This is a genomic window from Enterobacter cloacae complex sp. IR5450 (assembly GCF_049238665.1).
Classification (GTDB): Bacteria; Pseudomonadota; Gammaproteobacteria; order Enterobacterales; family Enterobacteriaceae; genus Enterobacter; species Enterobacter hormaechei_C.
The window spans coordinates 40,287-59,299 of sequence record NZ_JBMKIC010000023.1 but is presented as its reverse complement, the minus strand read 5'-3'; the positions used below and the strand labels follow the sequence as shown (position 1 = coordinate 59,299).

Here is a 19,013-nt window from a genome sequence, read left to right as displayed (position 1 = left end):
TTAGCGGTCCACATCTGACATAACAAAATCGATACTACCCAGATACACAATCAGGTCGGAGACCAGACTGCCGCGAATGGCGGCCGGGATCTGCTGCAAGTGCGCGAAGCTTGGCGTACGCACGCGGGTGCGGTAGCTCATGGTGCTGCCGTCGCTGGTGAGGTAGTAGCTGTTGATACCCTTGGTCGCTTCAATCATCTGGAAGGATTCCTGTGCCGGCATGACCGGGCCCCAGGACACTTGCAAGAAGTGGGTGATCAGGGTCTCGATATGTTGCAGCGTGCGCTCTTTCGGTGGCGGCGTCGTCAGCGGGTGATCCGCCTTGAACGGGCCTTCCGGCATGTTGTTGAGGCACTGCTCAAGGATGCGCAGGCTCTGGCGCAGCTCTTCCACTTTCAGCATCACGCGGGTGTAGCAGTCGGAAACACCGCCGCCAACCGGGACTTCAAAGTCGAAGTTCTCGTAACCAGAGTAAGGACGCGCTTTACGCACGTCGAAATCAATCCCGGTCGCACGCAGGCCAGCACCAGTAGTCCCCCACTCCAGCGCTTCTTTCGCGCCGTAGGCAGCAACGCCCTGGGAACGGCCTTTCAGGATGGAGTTACGCAGCGCGGCTTTCTCGTAAGACGCCAGACGTTTCGGCATCCAGTCGAGGAATTCACGCAGCAGACGGTCCCAACCGCGCGGCAGATCGTGCGCCACACCACCGATACGGAACCAGGCTGGGTGCATACGGAAACCGGTAATCGCTTCCACCAGATCGTAGATTTTCTGACGGTCGGTAAAGGCGAAGAAGACCGGCGTCATCGCGCCGACGTCCTGAATGAACGTGGAGATGTACAGCAGGTGGCTGTTAATACGGAACAGTTCAGACAGCATTACGCGAATCACGTTAACGCGATCCGGGACGGTGATGCCTGCCAGTTTCTCAACGGCCAGCACGTATGGCATTTCGTTCACGCAGCCGCCGAGGTATTCGATACGGTCGGTATACGGAATGTAGCTGTGCCAGGACTGACGCTCGCCCATCTTCTCGGCACCACGGTGGTGGTAGCCGATGTCAGGGACGCAGTCGACAATCTCTTCGCCATCAAGCTGAAGAATAATACGGAATGCACCGTGCGCAGAGGGGTGGTTTGGACCCAGGTTGAGGAACATGAAGTCCTCGTTTTCGGTGCCGCGCTTCATGCCCCAGTCTTCCGGCTTGAAGGTCAGCGCTTCCATCTCCAGATCCTGCTTGGCTTTGGTTAGCTCAAACGGGTCGAATTCGGTGGCGCGTGCCGGGTAGTCTTTACGCAGCGGGTGGCCGGTCCAGGTCTGCGGCATCATGATGCGCGTCAGATGCGGGTGGCCGTCGAAGGTCATGCCGAACATTTCCCAGGTTTCACGCTCGTACCAGTTGGCGTTCGGGAAAAGTTTGGTGATCGTCGGCAGATGCATGTCGTTTTCAGACAATGCCACCTTGAGCATGATATCCGTATTACGGTCTATTGAGATCAGGTGGTAGAAAACGGAAAAATCCGCAGCAGGGAGACCCTGGCGGTGCGTTCTCAGACGTTCATCCATGCCGTGTAAGTCAAACAGCATGACGTAAGGTTTTGGCAATTTCTTGAGGAAATCGACAACTTCCAGTAATTGCTCACGCTTCACCCAAACAACGGGTACCCCGGTGCGGGTGGCCTGAACAGTAAAGGCATCCGGCCCAAAACGGTTGCGCAGTTCGCCAATGACCGGGTCATCGAGATGATCCCGAGTCTGCCAGGCGGCTTCTTGCGCGGTTAAGTCGGTCATATTGTTCACCATTGCAAATGGTCCGTGGTGACTGTTAAGCCTGGCTTCGCGCTATTTGAGTAGTGATATGCGAAGGTGTTCTCCAGGCCCACAGGCGCAAATTAAATTTCGTCAGGCGTACGCAGGTTGGTGACGGCAATACGTTCACCACGTTTACGCTCGCGCTCAGACTGCATGTTCGCGCGATAGACACCCTGATCGCCAACAACCCATGAAAGCGGGCGGCGTTCTTTACCAATTGACTCCTGGAGCAGCATCAGCGCCTGCATATAGGCCTCTGGACGCGGCGGGCAACCCGGGATGTACACATCCACCGGAATGAACTTATCAACGCCCTGCACAACGGAATAAATGTCGTACATACCGCCGGAGTTTGCACATGCGCCCATGGAGATAACCCATTTTGGCTCCAGCATCTGGTCATAAAGACGCTGAATAACCGGTGCCATCTTGGTAAAGCAGGTCCCTGCCACCACCATCAGGTCAGCCTGACGCGGAGAAGCACGCAGTACCTCGGCCCCAAAACGCGCAACGTCATGCACCGCAGTGAATGACGTCACCATTTCAACGTAGCAGCAAGAAAGGCCAAAGTTGTATGGCCAGATGGAGTTCTTACGACCCCAGTTGACCATGTCGTGCATGGCATGTTCGAGCTTGCCCATGTACACGCTTTTGTTGACTTCTTGCTCCAGGGGGTCGGTTACGATCTCCTGTTTTTGCAGGGGGTAACGGTCATTCTCACCGTTAGGATCTATGCGGGTGAGCGTATAATCCATCTTATTGCCTCGCTGTTACTGCTGACGATTAGAGATACTGTTTTCCGGGTTGATGTGTTCACGGCGTGAACGCACAGGTGTCCAGTCCAGCGCGCCAATACGCACCAGATAAACCAGACCGGCCAGTAACACTAAAATGAAAATTGCGGCCTCGACAAAGCCCACCCAACCACTTTCGCGAATGGAGGTAGACCACGCGAAGAGGTAAAGCGCTTCCACGTCAAAAATGACGAAGAACATGGCTACCAGGTAAAACTTGGCAGACAGGCGTAAGCGAGCGGTACCTACTGAATCAATACCTGATTCGAAAGGTGTGTTTTTGTGCCTTGCGCGGGCGCGACCGCCCAGGAACCAGCCGCCGACTAACATCAGGCAGCACAGGCCAATGGCTACAATAAGAAAGATTGCGAATGCCCAGTGATGAGCGATGACTTCTGTGGATGTTGACATACTCATTGCTTACTCATCAAAAGTGATACCGACGACACTGCTCTTGCTGGCAGATGGGCATCACATCGATTCATGGGGAGGAACAAAATAACCTTACACTAACTGTCAGAAATGAGACATAGACAGCAAAATGATGGGGTTTTTTACTCCTTTCTATAACCTTTTGTCAACTTTAACAAAGGTTTCTTCACATTAAATTACAACGTGCGATTCTCATTAACATTTGGTGCCCTTTAACCCTGGTGGGTACATGACTTTCCGTCAAATGCATCTTGTTGAATCGTGTCCGTTTTGGAAGTAAAAAAAATAACCCTCCTATTTTGACAGGATTTGCCAACGATTCCTCCCCCCAAATGGGAGTATTTTCTTGATCTGAGACACGCTTTTGTTAATTCAATCAAAAAAACAGCAACATATTTCCTGTTTTTTTAACATCGGTGGGGTATGAGGTAAGTTAGAACAGGTCTTGTTTACATCTTAATCAAAAGCATTTTCTGCATTGATAAATAAGCGGTATTTGCTTTATCCCTGCTCCGCCCGCGGTTATGAATAGCAAAAAAAACCACTCGCAGGAAAAAATCATGCGAGTGGCTCTTTTTTGCACTTACATTTTGTTACGAGAATTTTGAGGGAATGATCACTCAAAATCCCCTTCCACAATCAGGGAGTCATCCCCTCCTTCGGGAGTAACAGCCGCGTACTGCCATGGATTGCGGTAGTTTTCCATTGCCTCGAATACCACTTTTGCCAGCTCGTTGTTGCTGGCGGCGTTATGGCACAGCAGGTACTCCGTATCCGGCAACGACGGGAGTCCCTCGGATTGACCCAGCACACGCAGATCGGGGCTCATCATTTCCACCGGACGGGCCGTTACGCCAAGCCCAGCCTTCACCGCCGCTCGCACTGCGGGCAAGGTTGACGCCACGTACGCCAGGCGCCATGGAATACTGGCTTCGTTGAGCGCTGCCAGCACCATATCGCGGAACGGACTGGGATCATCCAGCAGGACCAGGGGTATCGGCTCACCTTTCTGCAATACATACTCCGCGGCACAGTACCAGTGCGTTGGAGAAGTACGCAGCGTCAGGCTGTCAAACTGGCCAGGTCGATGCGTGGTGACCACCAGGTCAACCTCGTTTTCTGTCAGCATCTCAACCATGAAGGCATTGCGTTTAACGCTAACGTCCAGGGCAAGCTTCGGATAAACCGAGCTAATTCGGTTGAGAAGGAAGGGTAAAATGGTATCTGCTGATTCATCTGACGCCCCTAATGTTAACACTCCCTGAAGGTTGCTAAACATTAACGACATACAGGCTTCATCATTAAAGCGCAGTATCTTTCTGGCATAACCCAGAAGCTGAATACCATGTTCTGTTAAAAGCTTATTACGCCCATGACGCGCAAAAAGCTCTTTACCAACCAGTTGTTCCAGCCGCTGCATTTGCTGACTCACGGCGGACTGGGTACGGCAAACGGCGGCAGCAGCTGCTGCAAAAGTGTTGAGATCGGCGACCGCAACAAACGTTCTCAGCAGATCGAGGTCGAGATTCATTATCGGACGATTTGCATTTATCATATCTTTTCACTTTCAGGTTGCTCGTGCGGAGCTGCCCGGGTTGAAGCTGTGTGTAACAGTTAAGCAATTCCTTCTGAAGAGTTTCCCTCGCATCCCGGCCCGGCAGACTGCCTGACAGATAGTTATTGTACTGCGGTATATCACCAGTCAGAAATCACGTTTCATGACGTTATTTTTATTCTCTTGCGTCCAGGATATTTCTTTGTTTGCAGGTCGATGTAAATACCATAAAGAGTAAGACATGTTTTCTGCCATCTATATCGCAGCGTTGCCAGCGTAGCAAGATGTGACTTACCCAATCAGCCAGAGATAACTTTAACAATAACAATCGATTAATACAGAAAAGCAGAAGCCGATATACGTAACAGGCCTATCGCTATGCTGCATTCCCGAAACACATCTTAACCCAAATCCACTATATTTATAAGTCTTATTGCAATATTAAGGAGTTACCGCCAATGATAAGCAACTACACTCTTTTTATTAAAATTAACGAAAGTTGCATTTTCGTCGTTAATAATAAATAAAGTTTAATTTAGATTCAGGCCATTCATTAATAACCCTTAACATTAATTTCACATGAGTAACTTTTAGCCTGGCTTTGCTAATATGGCAATCGGTATCTCAGCATTCAGGTTTTACGAATGATCACTCAGGGGGACTAATGCATCAGCCCGAATCGTCTTTTTATTTACACCAGAATAAAATTCATAGTTACATGCAATTTTTAGCATAAAAAACCCATTAATACCCTTTATTACGATAAATTCAGGCACAAAATCACTCCCTCGTTAGAGTAAGCGATCACAGCGACATTCCCCGGTGGAACGAAATCTTCTTCTGTGCGCCCTTCAAAACGAAGCGCGGGGGGAGTACATTGTTCCGTGCACACTTCCACGGCAGGAAGTTGCAATAATAGCGAAAAGGTTAAAGGTTCATGTCCCCTATCGAAAAATCCAGCAAGCTCGACAACGTCTGTTACGACATCCGTGGCCCGGTACTCAAAGAGGCAAAACGCCTTGAAGAGGAAGGCAATAAGGTTCTGAAACTCAACATCGGCAACCCCGCGCCATTTGGTTTTGAAGCGCCGGATGAGATCCTGGTGGATGTGATCCGTAACCTGCCCACTGCACAAGGCTACTGCGATTCAAAAGGGCTTTACTCCGCCCGTAAAGCCATCATGCAGCACTATCAGGCTCGCGGTATGCGCGACGTCACCGTTGAAGATATCTACATTGGCAACGGTGTCTCGGAACTGATCGTTCAGGCGATGCAGGCGCTCCTGAACAGCGGCGATGAAATGCTGGTTCCTGCCCCAGATTATCCGCTGTGGACGGCTGCGGTGTCCCTGTCCAGCGGTAAAGCGGTGCACTACCTGTGCGACGAATCCTCTGACTGGTTCCCGGATCTGGATGATATTCGCGCCAAAATTACCCCGCGCACCCGGGGTATCGTGATCATTAACCCGAATAACCCGACGGGCGCGGTCTATTCAAAAGAGCTGCTGATGGAGATCGTCGAGATCGCCCGCCAGCACAACCTGATCATCTTTGCCGACGAGATTTACGACAAGATCCTGTACGACGCGGCGCAGCACCACTCTATCGCCGCGCTGGCACCCGATCTGCTAACGGTCACCTTTAACGGACTGTCTAAAACTTACCGCGTTGCCGGTTTCCGTCAGGGCTGGATGGTACTGAACGGTCCGAAAAAACATGCGAAAGGCTACATTGAAGGGCTGGAGATGCTGGCATCCATGCGTCTGTGCGCCAACGTACCGGCGCAACATGCGATCCAGACAGCACTCGGCGGCTATCAAAGCATCAGCGAGTTTATCGTTCCAGGCGGCCGCCTGTATGAACAGCGCAACCGTGCATGGGAATTGATTAATGATATTCCGGGCGTCTCCTGCGTGAAGCCTAACGGCGCGCTGTACATGTTCCCGAAAATCGACGCGAAGCGCTTTAATATTCACGACGACCAGAAAATGGTGCTCGACTTCCTGTTGCAGGAAAAAGTGCTGCTGGTTCAGGGTACGGCGTTTAACTGGCCGTGGCCGGATCACGTGCGTATCGTCACCCTGCCGCGCGAAGACGATCTCGAAATGGCCATCAGCCGCTTCGGGCGCTTCCTCTCCGGGTACCATCAGTAGCGCTGACTATCCGCCGGGTAGCACTGCGCTTACCCGGCCTGCAACATCCGCAAATTTGCATCTTCCCTCCCCTCCCCGCACAATGAAGTCTGTCGCAGTGAAGACATAAGGTAACCTATGAGTCAGAGTCATTTCTTTGCCCACCTCTCCCGCCTGAAACTCATCAACCGCTGGCCGCTGATGCGCAACGTGCGCACTGAAAATGTGTCTGAGCACAGTTTACAGGTTGCTATGGTCGCGCACGCGCTGGCCGCGATTAAAAACCGCAAATTCAACGGGCAGGTGAATGCCGAACGTATCGCCCTGCTGGCGATGTACCACGATGCATCGGAAGTGCTGACCGGGGATCTGCCTACGCCGGTGAAATATTTCAACTCGCAGATTGCCCAGGAATATAAAGCTATTGAGAAGATTGCCCAGCAGAAGCTGATCGACATGGTGCCTGAAGAGCTGCGCGATATCTTCGGGCCGCTCATCGACGAGCATCAGTATACGGAAGAGGAGAAATCCCTGGTTAAGCAGGCCGATGCGCTGTGCGCCTACCTGAAGTGTCTGGAAGAGCTGTCCGCCGGGAATAACGAATTTTTACTGGCAAAAACGCGTCTGGAAAAAACGCTGGAATCTCGTCGCAGCGAAGAGATGGACTACTTTATGCGCGTGTTTGTGCCGAGCTTCCATTTGTCACTGGATGAGATTAGCCAGGATTCGCCGCTGTAGTTTTTTGCCGGGTGGCGGCTCCGCCTTACCCGGCCTACGTTTCTGCACTCACGCTAAAACGGGAATAACACCGGAATTAACACCACGCATACCAGCATTACCAGCACGGTGAACGGCACACCCAGCTTCACGAAATCACTGAACCTATAATTCCCGGGCCCCAGCACCAGCGTATTGACCGGGGAAGAGACCGGCGTCATAAATGCCGCGGACGCCGCCATCGCAACCATCATCGCAAACGGATACGGCGAAACGCCCATCGATTTTGCCATCGCCAGCGCAATGGGCGCCATCAGCACCGCCGTTGCGGTATTGGAGATGAACAAACCAATGGTGGCGCACATGACGAACAGGCAAACCATCATCAGGTACGGACCATATCCCCCGCCCGCGTCCATTAAGCCTTTTACGATCAAATCCACCCCGCCGGTTTTCTGTAGCGCCAGGGCGAAGGGCATCATCCCGACGATGAGAATGATGCTCGGCCAGTGAATCGCTTTGTAAGCGCTTTCGGCGTCGATACAGCGGAATTTGCCCATTAACAGACAGGCGATTATCGCCGCCACCGGGTTAGGGATCTCGTCCGTCAGCATCAGGGCAACCATCAATACCAGGCAAAAAATCGCATGGGGCGCCTGGCTGTGCGCCGGTGATGCATCGCTCTCTTCAATCGGCATATTTAGCACCACGAAATCGCGGCCTTTCTGCCCGAGCTGACTAATCAGTTTCCAGTTGCCGACCACGAGGAAGATATCCCCCAGCAGGATCGGCTCATCCACCACCGCCCCTTCAAGGGCTACGCCATCGCGCTTCAGGCCTACCACGTTGAGGCCATAGCGGGTACGAAAGCCGATTTCACGCACGGTTTTGCCCAATAACTCCGATGCCGGGATCAGCGACACCTCGGCCATTCCCACATCCAGCGCCTGGTCAGAGAAATACTCGCCGCGCAGGACCATCGGCTCCAGCAGCTGCTCGCTACAAAACTCCCGCAGATCCACGTCCGCGGTGGACATATCAATCAGCAGGACGTCACGCGCGCGAAACTCTGACACCCCGTTCACGTTAACGATCACCCGACGAAAACGACGCCAGCGCTCAACCCCGATGACGTTCGCGCCATAGCGTTCGCGTAGCTTAAGGTCATCCAGCCGCTGCCCCACCATAGGCGACCCCGGGCGGATAGCCAGACGTCGGGCACGCCCGGTCAGACGATACTCTTTAATCAGATCGCGGAAAGAGCGCCGCTTCCAGCCCTCTTTGGCTTTATCCTGCTTCTCCCCTTTCAGCGCAAAACGGGTCAATAGCATATAGATAATGCCCATCACCAGTACCACCAGCCCGATCGGCGTAACGCTGAAAAAGCTAAACCCCTCAAGCCCCTCACGGATCAGTTCGCTGTTCACGACGAGGTTCGGCGGCGTCGCGACCAGCGTCATCATGCCGCTGATGAGCCCGGCGAAGCTCAACGGCATCATCAGCCGCGACGGGGAGATCTGCATCCTCATGCAGACGCTCAGCACGACCGGAATAAAGATGGCCACGACGCCCGTAGAGCTCATAAACGCGCCCAGCCCGGCGACCGTCAGCATCAGGTAAATCAGCATTTTGGTTTCGCTGCTGCCCGCCACTTTCACCAGCCACGACCCCATCATCGTCGCCACGCCGGTGCGGACCAGCCCGTCGCCAATAATAAACAGAGCGGCAATCAAAATAACGTTGGGATCGCTAAACCCGGAAAAGGCTTCCGGCAGGGAAAGGGTACCGCTTAGAACGAATGCGACAATCACAAACAGGGCGACGGCATCCATGCGCACCTTGCCCGTGGCAAAAAGAATGATGGCGATTAACAGCAGGCTCAGGACCCAAATCAGTTCACCGTTCACAACATGTCCTTGTCAGTGGAGGAGAAGCAATTCTGCCATAAAAAAGCCCCGGTAATGCGGGGCTATATCATGGGATTACATTTTTAGCGAGACGGTTACAACTCCGTCTGACGCCTTCGAGACGTCGATGGCGGTCAGGGTGTTAAGCACGAAATCCGCCTCCTCCAGCCGGGGGGAACCCGCCGGGACGTTAACGGCAATGACGTGGCTGCCGGCGTTCAGCCCGGCCAGCACGCCTGCCGCCGCGTCTTCCACCACCACGCACTCTGCTGGCGCAAGGCCGAGCAGTTCAGCGCCGAGCAGGAACGCATCCGGTTCAGGCTTGCCGCGCTTCACGCGCTCAGCGGTAATGAAGACGTCCGGCGTCGGCAAACCTGCCGCCTTATGGCGTGCATGCGCGACGGGAACCGAGCCGGAGGTGACGATAGCCCACGGGATCTGCGCTTCATTCAGGTGCTCAAGCAGTTCACGCGCACCGGGCAGCGCGGTGATACCCTCGGTATCGGTAGCTTCAATCTGCTCAAGATAGCGGAACTCCGCCTGAATCTCTTCCTCAGAACGTCCCGCCAGGAAGTGCCGCAATGAGGTAATGGCCTGTTTGCCATGGATGAAATTCAGTACGTCCTGATGGTCAATGCCGTGCCGGTCGGCCCAGTGGCACCACGAGCGCTCCACCACCGGCAGCGAATCCACCAGCGTACCGTCCAGATCAAACAGAAAACCTTTACACTGCACACGCACCTCCGTCAGGCATTAATGATTTGTTGAATTTCGTTGCTGCTTAAATGGTACTGACGCGGACAGGCGTGCCACGTGCTCAGCATACGTTGATACTTATCCCACATCGGGGTCTGGGCGTTGAAGCCGTGCGTACCCGCATCAAAATGGGTGTAGCGCCCTTCGGTATTCACCATAAAGCGTACATAGCTCAGATAGCGCGCTTCCGTCGCAGCATCAAAGCCCAGGAACGTCACGCGGCGCTCGTCAATGGTCTGCTGGTCCTTCAGATTGGTCCAGGACACATGCAGCGCATGGTACATCTCCATGATGTCGATAACGATACGGCAGGTTTCCTCTTTCAGTTCGCCAAATTCGCGATCCAGTTCGCGCATCTGCAAGCCAAAACCACGTTCAACAATGGTTTGCAGGCGGCTGTAGCGCGCAGCGTTATCGGGATCAAGCATAGTCATCATCTTGTACTGGTTAGACAAAATCAGACGTTGAGCATGGGTCATTTCCATCTTTCGACTCCTGTAGCGCATTGCACTGTAAAAAAAAGACACGGTAACTGATTGTTACTGTGCCTTCTTTTGGTCGTCGTTTCGATGATCAATCACAAGTCATCGAGGAATGTTTTATCAAGCTGTTTAAACGCACGCTTGAGGATATCCGCCAGCGCCTGATAGTCCGGCTTACCCTCAACCGGTGCCAGCGCCTGGCCAGCCTCTTCCAGTTTTCCACGCACTTCATAAAACCAGTGTAAAATAGAAGGCGGAAGTGGCGTGACGGAACGTTTACCTAACCACCATAGCCCCTGCATCGGCAGGCTTAACGCAAAGAGCGCCGTCGCGACGGCAGGGCCAAGCTGTCCACCTAACGCTATCTGCCAGCACAGGGTAAAAACGGCAATCGGGGGCATAAAGCGAATCGCATAGCGCGTGGCGCGAATAGTGCGATTTTCAATAAACATGGGCGCGAGGCGCTTTTCCATCGGCCATGTCTTTGCGTAATGCTGTCCCCGACGAAACAGACTAAAAAAGTTCACGGACGGGATTTCGGGTGTCGACATGGCTGTACCTCAACTTCACATATAAAAATTAAAATTTTCGTGCAAAACCACAACAGGCTATGACAACGTTCAAAATATTTTGTCATCGCTACCCCGTATCGGGTATCCTGTGCCAGCCTGATAGGGCCGTAGACGATAAGCGTTAACTCGTCAAATTATCGCATATTATGCCATTGTCTGAAAAATGTTCAAAATGGCTTAAAATCATAGGTATTTCTTTCATCCTGCCAGAATGTTCGTTTGGCATGATGTTAATCATAAATGTCTGGGTCAGCATGCGTTACGCTTTTAGACTCACTGACGTTTTTTTAGCCACGTATCAATAATAGGTACTTCCATGTCGAGTAAGTTAGTACTGGTTCTGAACTGCGGTAGCTCCTCACTGAAATTCGCCATCATCGATGCGCTCAACGGTGACGAGTACCTCTCTGGTTTGGCCGAATGTTTCCATCTGCCTGAAGCACGTATCAAGTGGAAGATGGACGGCAGCAAACAAGAAGCGGCTTTAGGTGCAGGCGCCGCTCACAGTGAAGCGCTGAACTTTATCGTTAACACTATTCTGGCACAAAAACCAGAACTGTCTGCTCAGCTGACCGCAATTGGTCACCGTATCGTCCACGGCGGCGAAAAATACACCAGTTCCGTGGTAATCGACGACTCCGTGATTCAGGGTATCAAAGACTCTGCGTCTTTCGCACCGCTGCATAACCCGGCTCACCTGATCGGTATCGCTGAAGCACTGAAATCCTTCCCGAGTCTGAAAGACAAAAACGTCGCCGTGTTTGATACTGCGTTCCATCAGACCATGCCGGAAGAGTCTTACCTCTATGCCCTGCCATACAGCCTGTACAAAGAGCACGGCGTCCGTCGTTACGGCGCTCACGGTACCAGCCACTTCTATGTGACTCAGGAAGCCGCAAAAGTGCTGAACAAGCCGGTTGAAGAAGTCAACATTATCACCTGCCACCTGGGCAACGGTGGTTCTGTTTCCGCTATCCGCAACGGTAAGTGTGTTGACACCTCTATGGGTCTGACCCCGCTGGAAGGTCTGGTGATGGGTACCCGTTCCGGTGATATCGACCCGGCGATCATCTTCCACCTGCACGACACCCTGGGCATGAGCGTTGACGACATCAACAAAATGCTGACCAAAGAGTCTGGCCTGCTGGGCCTGACCGAGGTCACCAGCGACTGCCGTTACGTTGAAGACAACTACGCAGAAAAAGCTGACGCTAAACGTGCAATGGACGTTTATTGCCACCGCCTGGCGAAGTACATCGGTTCTTACACCGCGCTGATGGAAGGCCGTCTGGATGCTGTTATCTTCACCGGTGGTATCGGTGAGAACGCGGCAATGGTACGTGAACTGTCCCTGGGCAAACTGGGCGTTCTGGGCTTCGAAGTTGATCATGAGCGTAACCTGGCTGCCCGCTTCGGCAAGTCTGGCTTCATCAACAAAGAAGGCACCCGCCCTGCTATCGTTATTCCAACTAACGAAGAGCTGGTCATCGCGCAAGACGCACACCGCCTGACTGCCTGATTCCACACCGCCAGCAATGCTGGCGGTGCTGTTTTGTAACCCGCCCAACGCGGCGGTAACGAAAGAGGATAAACCGTGTCCCGTACTATTATGCTGATCCCTACCGGAACCAGCGTCGGCCTGACCAGCGTCAGCCTCGGCGTGATCCGCGCTATGGAACGCAAAGGCGTTCGTCTGAGCGTCTTTAAGCCTATCGCCCAGCCACGTGCCGGTGGCGATGCGCCAGACCAGACCACCACCATCGTTCGCAAGAACTCCAATCTGCCAGCGGCTGAACCGCTGAAGATGAGCCACGTTGAATCTCTGCTCTCCAGCAACCAGAAAGACGTGCTGATGGAAGAGATCATTGCCAACTACCACGCAAACGCGCAGGACGCGGAAGTGGTGCTGGTTGAAGGCCTGGTCCCGACCCGTAAACACCAGTTTGCCCAATCTCTGAACTTTGAAATCGCGAAAACCCTGAACGCAGAGATCGTTTTTGTGATGTCTCAGGGCACGGATACCCCAGAGCAGCTGAAAGAGCGTATCGAACTGACGCGCAGCAGCTTCGGCGGTGCGAAAAACACCAGCATCACCGGCGTGATTGTTAACAAGCTGAACGCGCCAGTAGATGAGCAGGGCCGTACGCGTCCTGACCTGTCCGAAATTTTTGACGACTCCTCCAAAGCGAAAGTCATTAAAGTTGACCCGGCTAAGTTGCAGGATTCCAGCCCGCTGCCTGTTCTGGGCGCGGTGCCATGGAGCTTCGATCTGATTGCCACCCGTGCAATCGATATGGCGCGTCACCTGAACGCCACCGTGATCAACGAAGGCGATATCAACACCCGCCGCGTGAAGTCCGTAACCTTCTGCGCACGTAGCATTCCACACATGCTGGAACACTTCCGCGCAGGTTCACTGCTGGTGACCTCTGCTGACCGTCCAGACGTGCTGGTTGCAGCGTGCCTGGCTGCGATGAACGGCGTGGAAATCGGTGCAATTCTGCTGACCGGCGGCTATGAAATGGACGCGCGTATCAGCAAGCTGTGCGAACGTGCGTTCGCCACTGGCCTGCCAGTCTTCATGGTGAACACCAACACCTGGCAGACCTCCCTGAGCCTGCAAAGCTTCAACCTCGAAGTGCCGGTTGATGACCACGAGCGTATCGAGAAAGTTCAGGAATACGTTGCGGGCTACATCAATGCGGACTGGATCGAATCCCTGACGGCGACCTCCGAGCGCAGCCGTCGTCTGTCTCCTCCAGCCTTCCGTTACCAGCTGACCGAGCTGGCGCGTAAAGCGGGCAAACGCGTGGTTCTGCCAGAAGGCGACGAACCACGTACCGTTAAAGCGGCAGCCATCTGTGCAGAACGCGGTATCGCGACCTGTGTGCTGCTGGGTAACCCGGATGAGATCAACCGCGTTGCGGCGTCTCAGGGCGTTGAGCTGGGCGCTGGCATTGAGATCGTTGACCCGGAAGTGGTTCGCGAAAGCTACGTTGCTCGCCTGGTTGAACTGCGTAAGAACAAGGGCATGACCGAAGCCGTTGCGCGCGAGCAGCTGGAAGACAACGTCGTGCTGGGTACGCTGATGCTGGAGCAGGACGAAGTTGACGGTCTGGTTTCCGGTGCGGTTCACACCACCGCGAACACCATCCGTCCACCGTTGCAGTTGATCAAAACCGCACCGGGCAGCTCTCTGGTCTCCTCCGTGTTCTTCATGCTGCTGCCTGAACAGGTTTATGTTTACGGCGACTGCGCGATCAACCCGGATCCAACCGCAGAGCAGCTGGCAGAAATCGCTATCCAGTCTGCGGACTCCGCGATTGCCTTCGGTATCGAACCGCGCGTCGCGATGCTCTCCTACTCCACCGGTACCTCTGGTGCAGGTAGTGACGTAGAGAAAGTCCGTGAAGCGACCCGCATTGCGCAGGAAAAACGTCCGGATCTGATGATCGACGGCCCGCTCCAGTACGATGCCGCGGTAATGGCTGACGTGGCGAAATCCAAAGCGCCGAACTCGCCGGTTGCAGGTCGCGCTACCGTGTTCATCTTCCCGGATCTGAACACCGGTAACACCACCTATAAAGCGGTACAGCGTTCAGCAGACCTGATCTCCATCGGGCCAATGCTGCAAGGCATGCGCAAACCTGTGAACGACCTGTCCCGTGGTGCGCTGGTAGACGATATCGTCTACACCATCGCGCTGACGGCGATCCAGTCTTCGCAGCAGCAGTAATGTTTTGCCGGATGGCGCTTCGCTTATCCGGCCTACAGGACCGTAGGCCCGGTAAGCGCCAGCGCCACCGGGCAACAAAAAGGCGACCACACGGTCGCCTTTTTTTATTACAACAGCTCCCGCGCCGCCGACACAATGTCATGTGCCGTCAGGCCATACTCCTTTTGCAAGAAGTCCTGCGTGCCCACCTGACCATATCGTTCCTTCACCCCCACCCGACGCAGGGGCACCGGACAGGTTTCCACCAGCACTTCCGCCACCGCCGACCCCAGCCCGTTGTGAATGCTGTGGTTTTCGCAGGTCACAATACGCCCGGTTTTCTCGGCATAGTTTTTCACCAGCATCCGATCGATAGGCTTCAGGGTAAACATGTCGATGACCGCTGCGCTTACCCCCTCCTGCTCCAGCTGGCGCGCCGCCTCCAGCGCTTCCGCCACCATAATGCCGTTAGCAATCAAGGTAATATCGGTTCCCTCGCGCAGCACGTTGCCCTTGCCGATGGTGAAGGTTGACCCCGGGGCATACACGCTCGGGGCCTGTTTACGGATGGTCCTCACCCAGTAGAAGCCTTCCAGGTCGATAAGCTGACGCAGCACATCTTCGAACATCACCGCATCGGTCACCTCCAGCACCACTGAATGCGCCAGACCGCGCACGATGCCCATGTCCTCGAACGACATATGCGTCCCGCCGTTGTGGCAGGCCGTCACGCCCGCATCCGAGGCAATCACCTTCACGTTATTGCGCTGGTAGTCCAGGGACATAAACAGCTGGTCGAAGCAGCGACGGCTGGCAAAGGCGGTAAAGGTATGGACGAACGGCTTACGTCCGGTGAGCGACAGCCCGGCGGCCGTCCCAATCACGTTAGCCTCCATAATGCCGCAGTTGATGACGTGCTGTGGATAATCACGCGCTACGCCGTCCATCGCCATCGAACTCATCAGATCCGCTTCGAGCGCAATAATCTCGCTCCCGGCCTCAATCTGTTTTGCCACAAAACCCGCGTAGACCTTACGCATCTCAACGGCATCTTTCTGTCCTGTCGGTGCAACCTTAATCATGTGAAGCCTCCAGTTGGCGAATCGTCTCGTTGAGCGCCGCTTTGCTCTCCTCAGTTAATCGCAGGTGATGCGAGTTGCTGAGCTGTTCCAGGTATGGCACCCCCTGCCCTTTGATGCTGTCGAGGATCACCACCCGCGGACGCGCATCGGCCGCAGCGATCGGCGCGGTCACCTCCAGCAGCGCCGGAATGTCATCCCCTTTCACCGTTACCACGTCAAAACCAAAGGCGCGGAATTTGCCTTCCAGGTCGAAGGCGCTGATGATTTCGTCCAGCTCGCCGTCGAGCTGCTGTTTGTTCCAGTCCACGAATACCGTCAGGTTGTTCAGTCGATGGTGAGCAATAAACTGGAAGGCTTCCCAGCACTGTCCTTCGTTCAGCTCCCCGTCACCGACGATGCAGAACACCCGGTTTGGCCTTCCTGCCAGCTTGTGCGACAGCGCCATGCCGCCAGCGATGGAGATCCCCTGCCCCAGTGATCCGGTGGTGGCATCCACGCCGCGTGTTTTCAGGCGATCCGGGTGACTTGGCAGACGCGTCCCGTTCTGGTTCAGCGTGCGCAGCTCTTCAATCGGGAAGTAGCCCTTAATCGCCAGCGTGCTGTACAGCGCCGGGCCCGCATGGCCTTTCGACAGCACAAAGTAATCGCGCTCTGGCCAGTCCGGATCGGCCGGGTCAATTTTCATCACCGCGCCGTACAGCACCGCCAGCGTTTCAACGACTGACATGCTGCCGCCGTAGTGCCCAAAACCCAGCTGCGTAAGGGATTTCAGCGTCTCAAGGCGAATCTGACGCGCCAGTTCGGTTATTTCATTCTCATTCATGATTTGGCTCCGGGGTTTTCCTGCGCGTTACCGCTGGCAGGTTTGTTTTTAGCGAAGACGTTGTAGGCCACCAGCAGCGCGAACAACACAACAACCAGTCCGGTGATGGCAAACGGCGACAGGAAGCGCGCCAGGTTGCCCAGCACAATCCCGACCGCACCAAAATCAGCGTCCGAGAAGGTCGTATTCGCAAAGCCAATTGCGCCCAGAACAGGCAGCAGCAGGACCGGGAGGAAGGTGATCAGCAGGCCATTAGCAAAGGCGCCAATCATTGCCCCGCGGCGTCCACCGGTGGCGTTACCAAACACGCCCGCCGTTGCACCGGTGAAGAAATGCGGCACGACGCCCGGCAGGATCAGCACCCAGCTAAACTGACCGCAGATGAACAAGCCCACAATCCCGCCGACGAAACTAAACAGGAAGCCAATCAGCACCGCGTTTGGCGCATACGGGTAGACTACCGGACAGTCCAGCGCAGGCCGCGCATTGGGCACCAGTTTTTCCGAGAAGCCAGTAAAGGCCGGGACGATTTCCGCCAGAATCAGGCGCACGCCCTGCAAGATGATGAACACGCCTGCCGCGAAGGTGATGGCCATAATGATGGCGTACACCAGGTAGTTTTGGCCGCCGCTGAAGGTGGCCTCCACGTACTCACGTCCGGCGCTCACCGCCATGATCAGGTAGATAATCATCATGGTCAGGGAGATGGAGATTGAACTGTCACGCAGGAAGCTAAGGTTCTTCGGCAGGTTCATCTCTTCGGTGGAGCGCGAACCTTTACCGACCTTGCTGCCAATCCAGCCGGACAGCACGTAGCCCAGCGTGCCGAAATGACCGAAGGCGATCTCATCGTTGCCGGTAATACGCTTCATATAGCGCTGCGCAATCGCCGGGAAGAAGGCCATAATCAGGCCGAGGATCAACGAGCCGGTAAAGACCAGCCCGACCCCCTCGAAGCCTGCAACCGTCAGGATCACGCCAATCATGCATGCCATGTAGAAGGTGTGATGCCCGGTGAGGAAGATGTATTTCAGGCGGGTAAAGCGCGCAACAATAATATTCGCCACCATCCCGAAGGCCATAATGAGCGCGGTGGAAGCGCCATATTTTTCCAGGGCAATCGACACAATAGCTTCATTGTTGGGAATAATGCCCTGAATATTAAAGGCGTGCTCAAACATACCGCCGAGCGGATTTAATGAGCCCACCAGCACGGTTGCGCCGCCGCCCAGTACAATAAAGCCGAGAATGGTTTTAATTGTGCCTTTTACCACATCCGAAAAGGCTTTTTTCTGCGCCACAAGACCAATCAGGGCAATTAAACCGACCAGCACTGAAGGGACTTTTAAAATATCAACAACGAAGTTCAGCGTTTCAAGGATAAACATATCCACCTCGCCTTATCAGGATTATTGTCTTTCGAACCAGGCGCGCAACTGCGCTTCGAGTTCGTTAATATCGATGATATTGTTGATCACCACCAGCTGGCTTTCCGGCACGCTGGCGCTGGCGGCAATGTCTTTCGCCATTACAAACAGGTCCGCCGCGCCCGGCGTAGCCGAGGAGAGATCGGAGTGTTCAACCTCGGCCTCAATTTCCAGTTTTTTGAGCACCTTTTTAATATTCATTTCGACCATAAAACTGCTGCCCAGGCCGGAGCCGCAAATAGCCATGATTTTCATTGTTATCCCCTTTTTTGAGTAGAGTACGCCCCATCACGCTGATGCGTAATGTTGAGATGAATCGGATTAAATAATTAAATCAGAAGCGATCGATGATGGTTTTTATCTCCTCCAGCGTATTCGCCCGATGTAATTCAGCCATATCTTCGTCGCTGGAAAATAATTCCGCTAAGGCTGAGATCATTTCGATATGGCTATGCTTGTCCGGCGCCGCCAGCATCACAATCACATCGACGGGGTCAAACTCACCGGCACCAAAAGAGACACCCTGTTTCAGTTTTAATAATGACAGGCCAAGTCCTTTCGCCCCTTCTTCCGGTCGCGCATGGGGCATTGCCAGCCCTGGAGCCAGCACATAGTAGGGACCTAACGTGTGATGCTGCTCGATGATAGCCGTGACATATTCCGGCGCAATGACCTGCAAATCCAGCAGCGGTTTCGCGCACAGTTCCAGCGCCTGGGGCCAGCTTTCAACGCTATCCTGTAGGATGATGGTTGTATCATATATCCATTTTTTGAGCATTTTTCACTCCCGCTAAAGACCAGACATGGG

The 19,013-nt window shown here is 54.2% G+C and carries 17 protein-coding genes; 4 read left to right on the top strand and 13 right to left on the bottom strand.

Annotated features, from left to right (window positions below; all coding sequences use genetic code 11):
- The 4 genes from nuoC to lrhA form a co-directional block, all read right to left on the bottom strand.
- The gene (nuoC, locus tag ACOTYB_RS16920) at positions 1 to 1,803 is read right to left on the bottom strand and encodes an NADH-quinone oxidoreductase subunit C/D (RefSeq protein ID WP_003861484.1); all 1,803 of its coding nucleotides are present in this window, start codon (positions 1,801 to 1,803) and stop codon (positions 1 to 3) included.
- A gap of 89 nt (positions 1,804 to 1,892) precedes the next feature.
- The gene (nuoB, locus tag ACOTYB_RS16915) at positions 1,893 to 2,567 is read right to left on the bottom strand and encodes an NADH-quinone oxidoreductase subunit NuoB (protein WP_003861482.1); all 675 of its coding nucleotides are present in this window, start codon (positions 2,565 to 2,567) and stop codon (positions 1,893 to 1,895) included.
- A gap of 15 nt (positions 2,568 to 2,582) precedes the next feature.
- A complete protein-coding gene (nuoA, locus tag ACOTYB_RS16910; protein WP_003861475.1) occupies positions 2,583 to 3,023 on the bottom strand; it encodes an NADH-quinone oxidoreductase subunit NuoA in 441 nt (146 codons plus the stop codon).
- Positions 3,024 to 3,654: 631 nt separating this feature from the next.
- On the bottom strand, positions 3,655 to 4,593 hold the full coding sequence (gene lrhA / locus ACOTYB_RS16905) for a transcriptional regulator LrhA (RefSeq protein ID WP_409249047.1): 939 nt from the start codon (positions 4,591 to 4,593) through the stop codon (positions 3,655 to 3,657).
- Positions 4,594 to 5,530: 937 nt separating this feature from the next.
- Between lrhA and alaA the strand changes: the two genes are divergently transcribed.
- Positions 5,531 to 6,745 (top strand): alanine transaminase AlaA, encoded by a 1,215-nt coding sequence (gene alaA, locus ACOTYB_RS16900; RefSeq protein ID WP_003861471.1) that lies wholly within the window; start codon positions 5,531 to 5,533, stop codon positions 6,743 to 6,745.
- A gap of 117 nt (positions 6,746 to 6,862) precedes the next feature.
- A complete protein-coding gene (gene yfbR, locus ACOTYB_RS16895; protein ID WP_003861468.1) occupies positions 6,863 to 7,462 on the top strand; it encodes a 5'-deoxynucleotidase in 600 nt (199 codons plus the stop codon).
- Between the two features lie 53 nt (positions 7,463 to 7,515).
- On the opposite strand, the gene ACOTYB_RS16890 is transcribed toward yfbR, so the two are convergent.
- The 4 genes from ACOTYB_RS16890 to yfbV all read right to left on the bottom strand — a co-directional run bounded on the left by ACOTYB_RS16890 (position 7,516) and on the right by yfbV (position 11,137).
- Entirely contained in the window at positions 7,516 to 9,348 is a 1,833-nt protein-coding gene (locus tag ACOTYB_RS16890) for an SLC13 family permease (protein ID WP_220153253.1), read from the bottom strand.
- 75 nt (positions 9,349 to 9,423) lie between these two features.
- Positions 9,424 to 10,083: a sugar phosphatase gene (locus ACOTYB_RS16885; protein ID WP_003861463.1), complete on the bottom strand. Its 660-nt coding sequence runs from the start codon at positions 10,081 to 10,083 to the stop codon at positions 9,424 to 9,426.
- An 11-nt stretch (positions 10,084 to 10,094) separates the two neighbouring features.
- Positions 10,095 to 10,589 carry a YfbU family protein gene (locus ACOTYB_RS16880; protein ID WP_220153254.1) on the bottom strand — a complete coding sequence of 165 codons (495 nt, stop codon included), beginning with the start codon at positions 10,587 to 10,589 and terminating at the stop codon, positions 10,095 to 10,097.
- 92 nt (positions 10,590 to 10,681) lie between these two features.
- Entirely contained in the window at positions 10,682 to 11,137 is a 456-nt protein-coding gene (yfbV, locus tag ACOTYB_RS16875; RefSeq protein WP_059370823.1) for a terminus macrodomain insulation protein YfbV, read from the bottom strand.
- Positions 11,138 to 11,474: 337 nt separating this feature from the next.
- Between yfbV and ackA the strand changes: the two genes are divergently transcribed.
- Both ackA and pta read left to right on the top strand, forming a co-directional pair.
- Positions 11,475 to 12,677: an acetate kinase gene (gene ackA / locus ACOTYB_RS16870; protein WP_015572267.1), complete on the top strand. Its 1,203-nt coding sequence runs from the start codon at positions 11,475 to 11,477 to the stop codon at positions 12,675 to 12,677.
- A 75-nt stretch (positions 12,678 to 12,752) separates the two neighbouring features.
- Positions 12,753 to 14,894: a phosphate acetyltransferase gene (pta, locus tag ACOTYB_RS16865; RefSeq protein WP_022651538.1), complete on the top strand. Its 2,142-nt coding sequence runs from the start codon at positions 12,753 to 12,755 to the stop codon at positions 14,892 to 14,894.
- Between the two features lie 107 nt (positions 14,895 to 15,001).
- On the opposite strand, the gene ACOTYB_RS16860 is transcribed toward pta, so the two are convergent.
- From ACOTYB_RS16860 to ACOTYB_RS16840, 5 genes are all read right to left on the bottom strand, one after another.
- The gene (locus tag ACOTYB_RS16860; protein ID WP_003861452.1) at positions 15,002 to 15,955 is read right to left on the bottom strand and encodes a transketolase family protein; all 954 of its coding nucleotides are present in this window, start codon (positions 15,953 to 15,955) and stop codon (positions 15,002 to 15,004) included.
- Positions 15,948 to 16,778, bottom strand: a complete 831-nt coding sequence (locus ACOTYB_RS16855) for a transketolase (RefSeq protein WP_045343741.1) — start codon at positions 16,776 to 16,778, stop codon at positions 15,948 to 15,950. Before ACOTYB_RS16855 ends, ACOTYB_RS16860 begins: the two co-directional genes overlap by 8 nt.
- Complete coding sequence (locus ACOTYB_RS16850; protein ID WP_003861449.1) at positions 16,775 to 18,166, bottom strand: PTS ascorbate transporter subunit IIC; 1,392 nt, start codon at positions 18,164 to 18,166, stop codon at positions 16,775 to 16,777. Before ACOTYB_RS16850 ends, ACOTYB_RS16855 begins: the two co-directional genes overlap by 4 nt.
- Before the next feature lie 21 nt (positions 18,167 to 18,187).
- Positions 18,188 to 18,460, bottom strand: a complete 273-nt coding sequence (locus ACOTYB_RS16845) for a PTS sugar transporter subunit IIB (protein WP_003861447.1) — start codon at positions 18,458 to 18,460, stop codon at positions 18,188 to 18,190.
- A gap of 79 nt (positions 18,461 to 18,539) precedes the next feature.
- Positions 18,540 to 18,983, bottom strand: a complete 444-nt coding sequence (locus ACOTYB_RS16840; RefSeq protein ID WP_022651541.1) for a PTS sugar transporter subunit IIA — start codon at positions 18,981 to 18,983, stop codon at positions 18,540 to 18,542.
- Between the last annotated feature and the right edge of the window lie 30 nt (positions 18,984 to 19,013).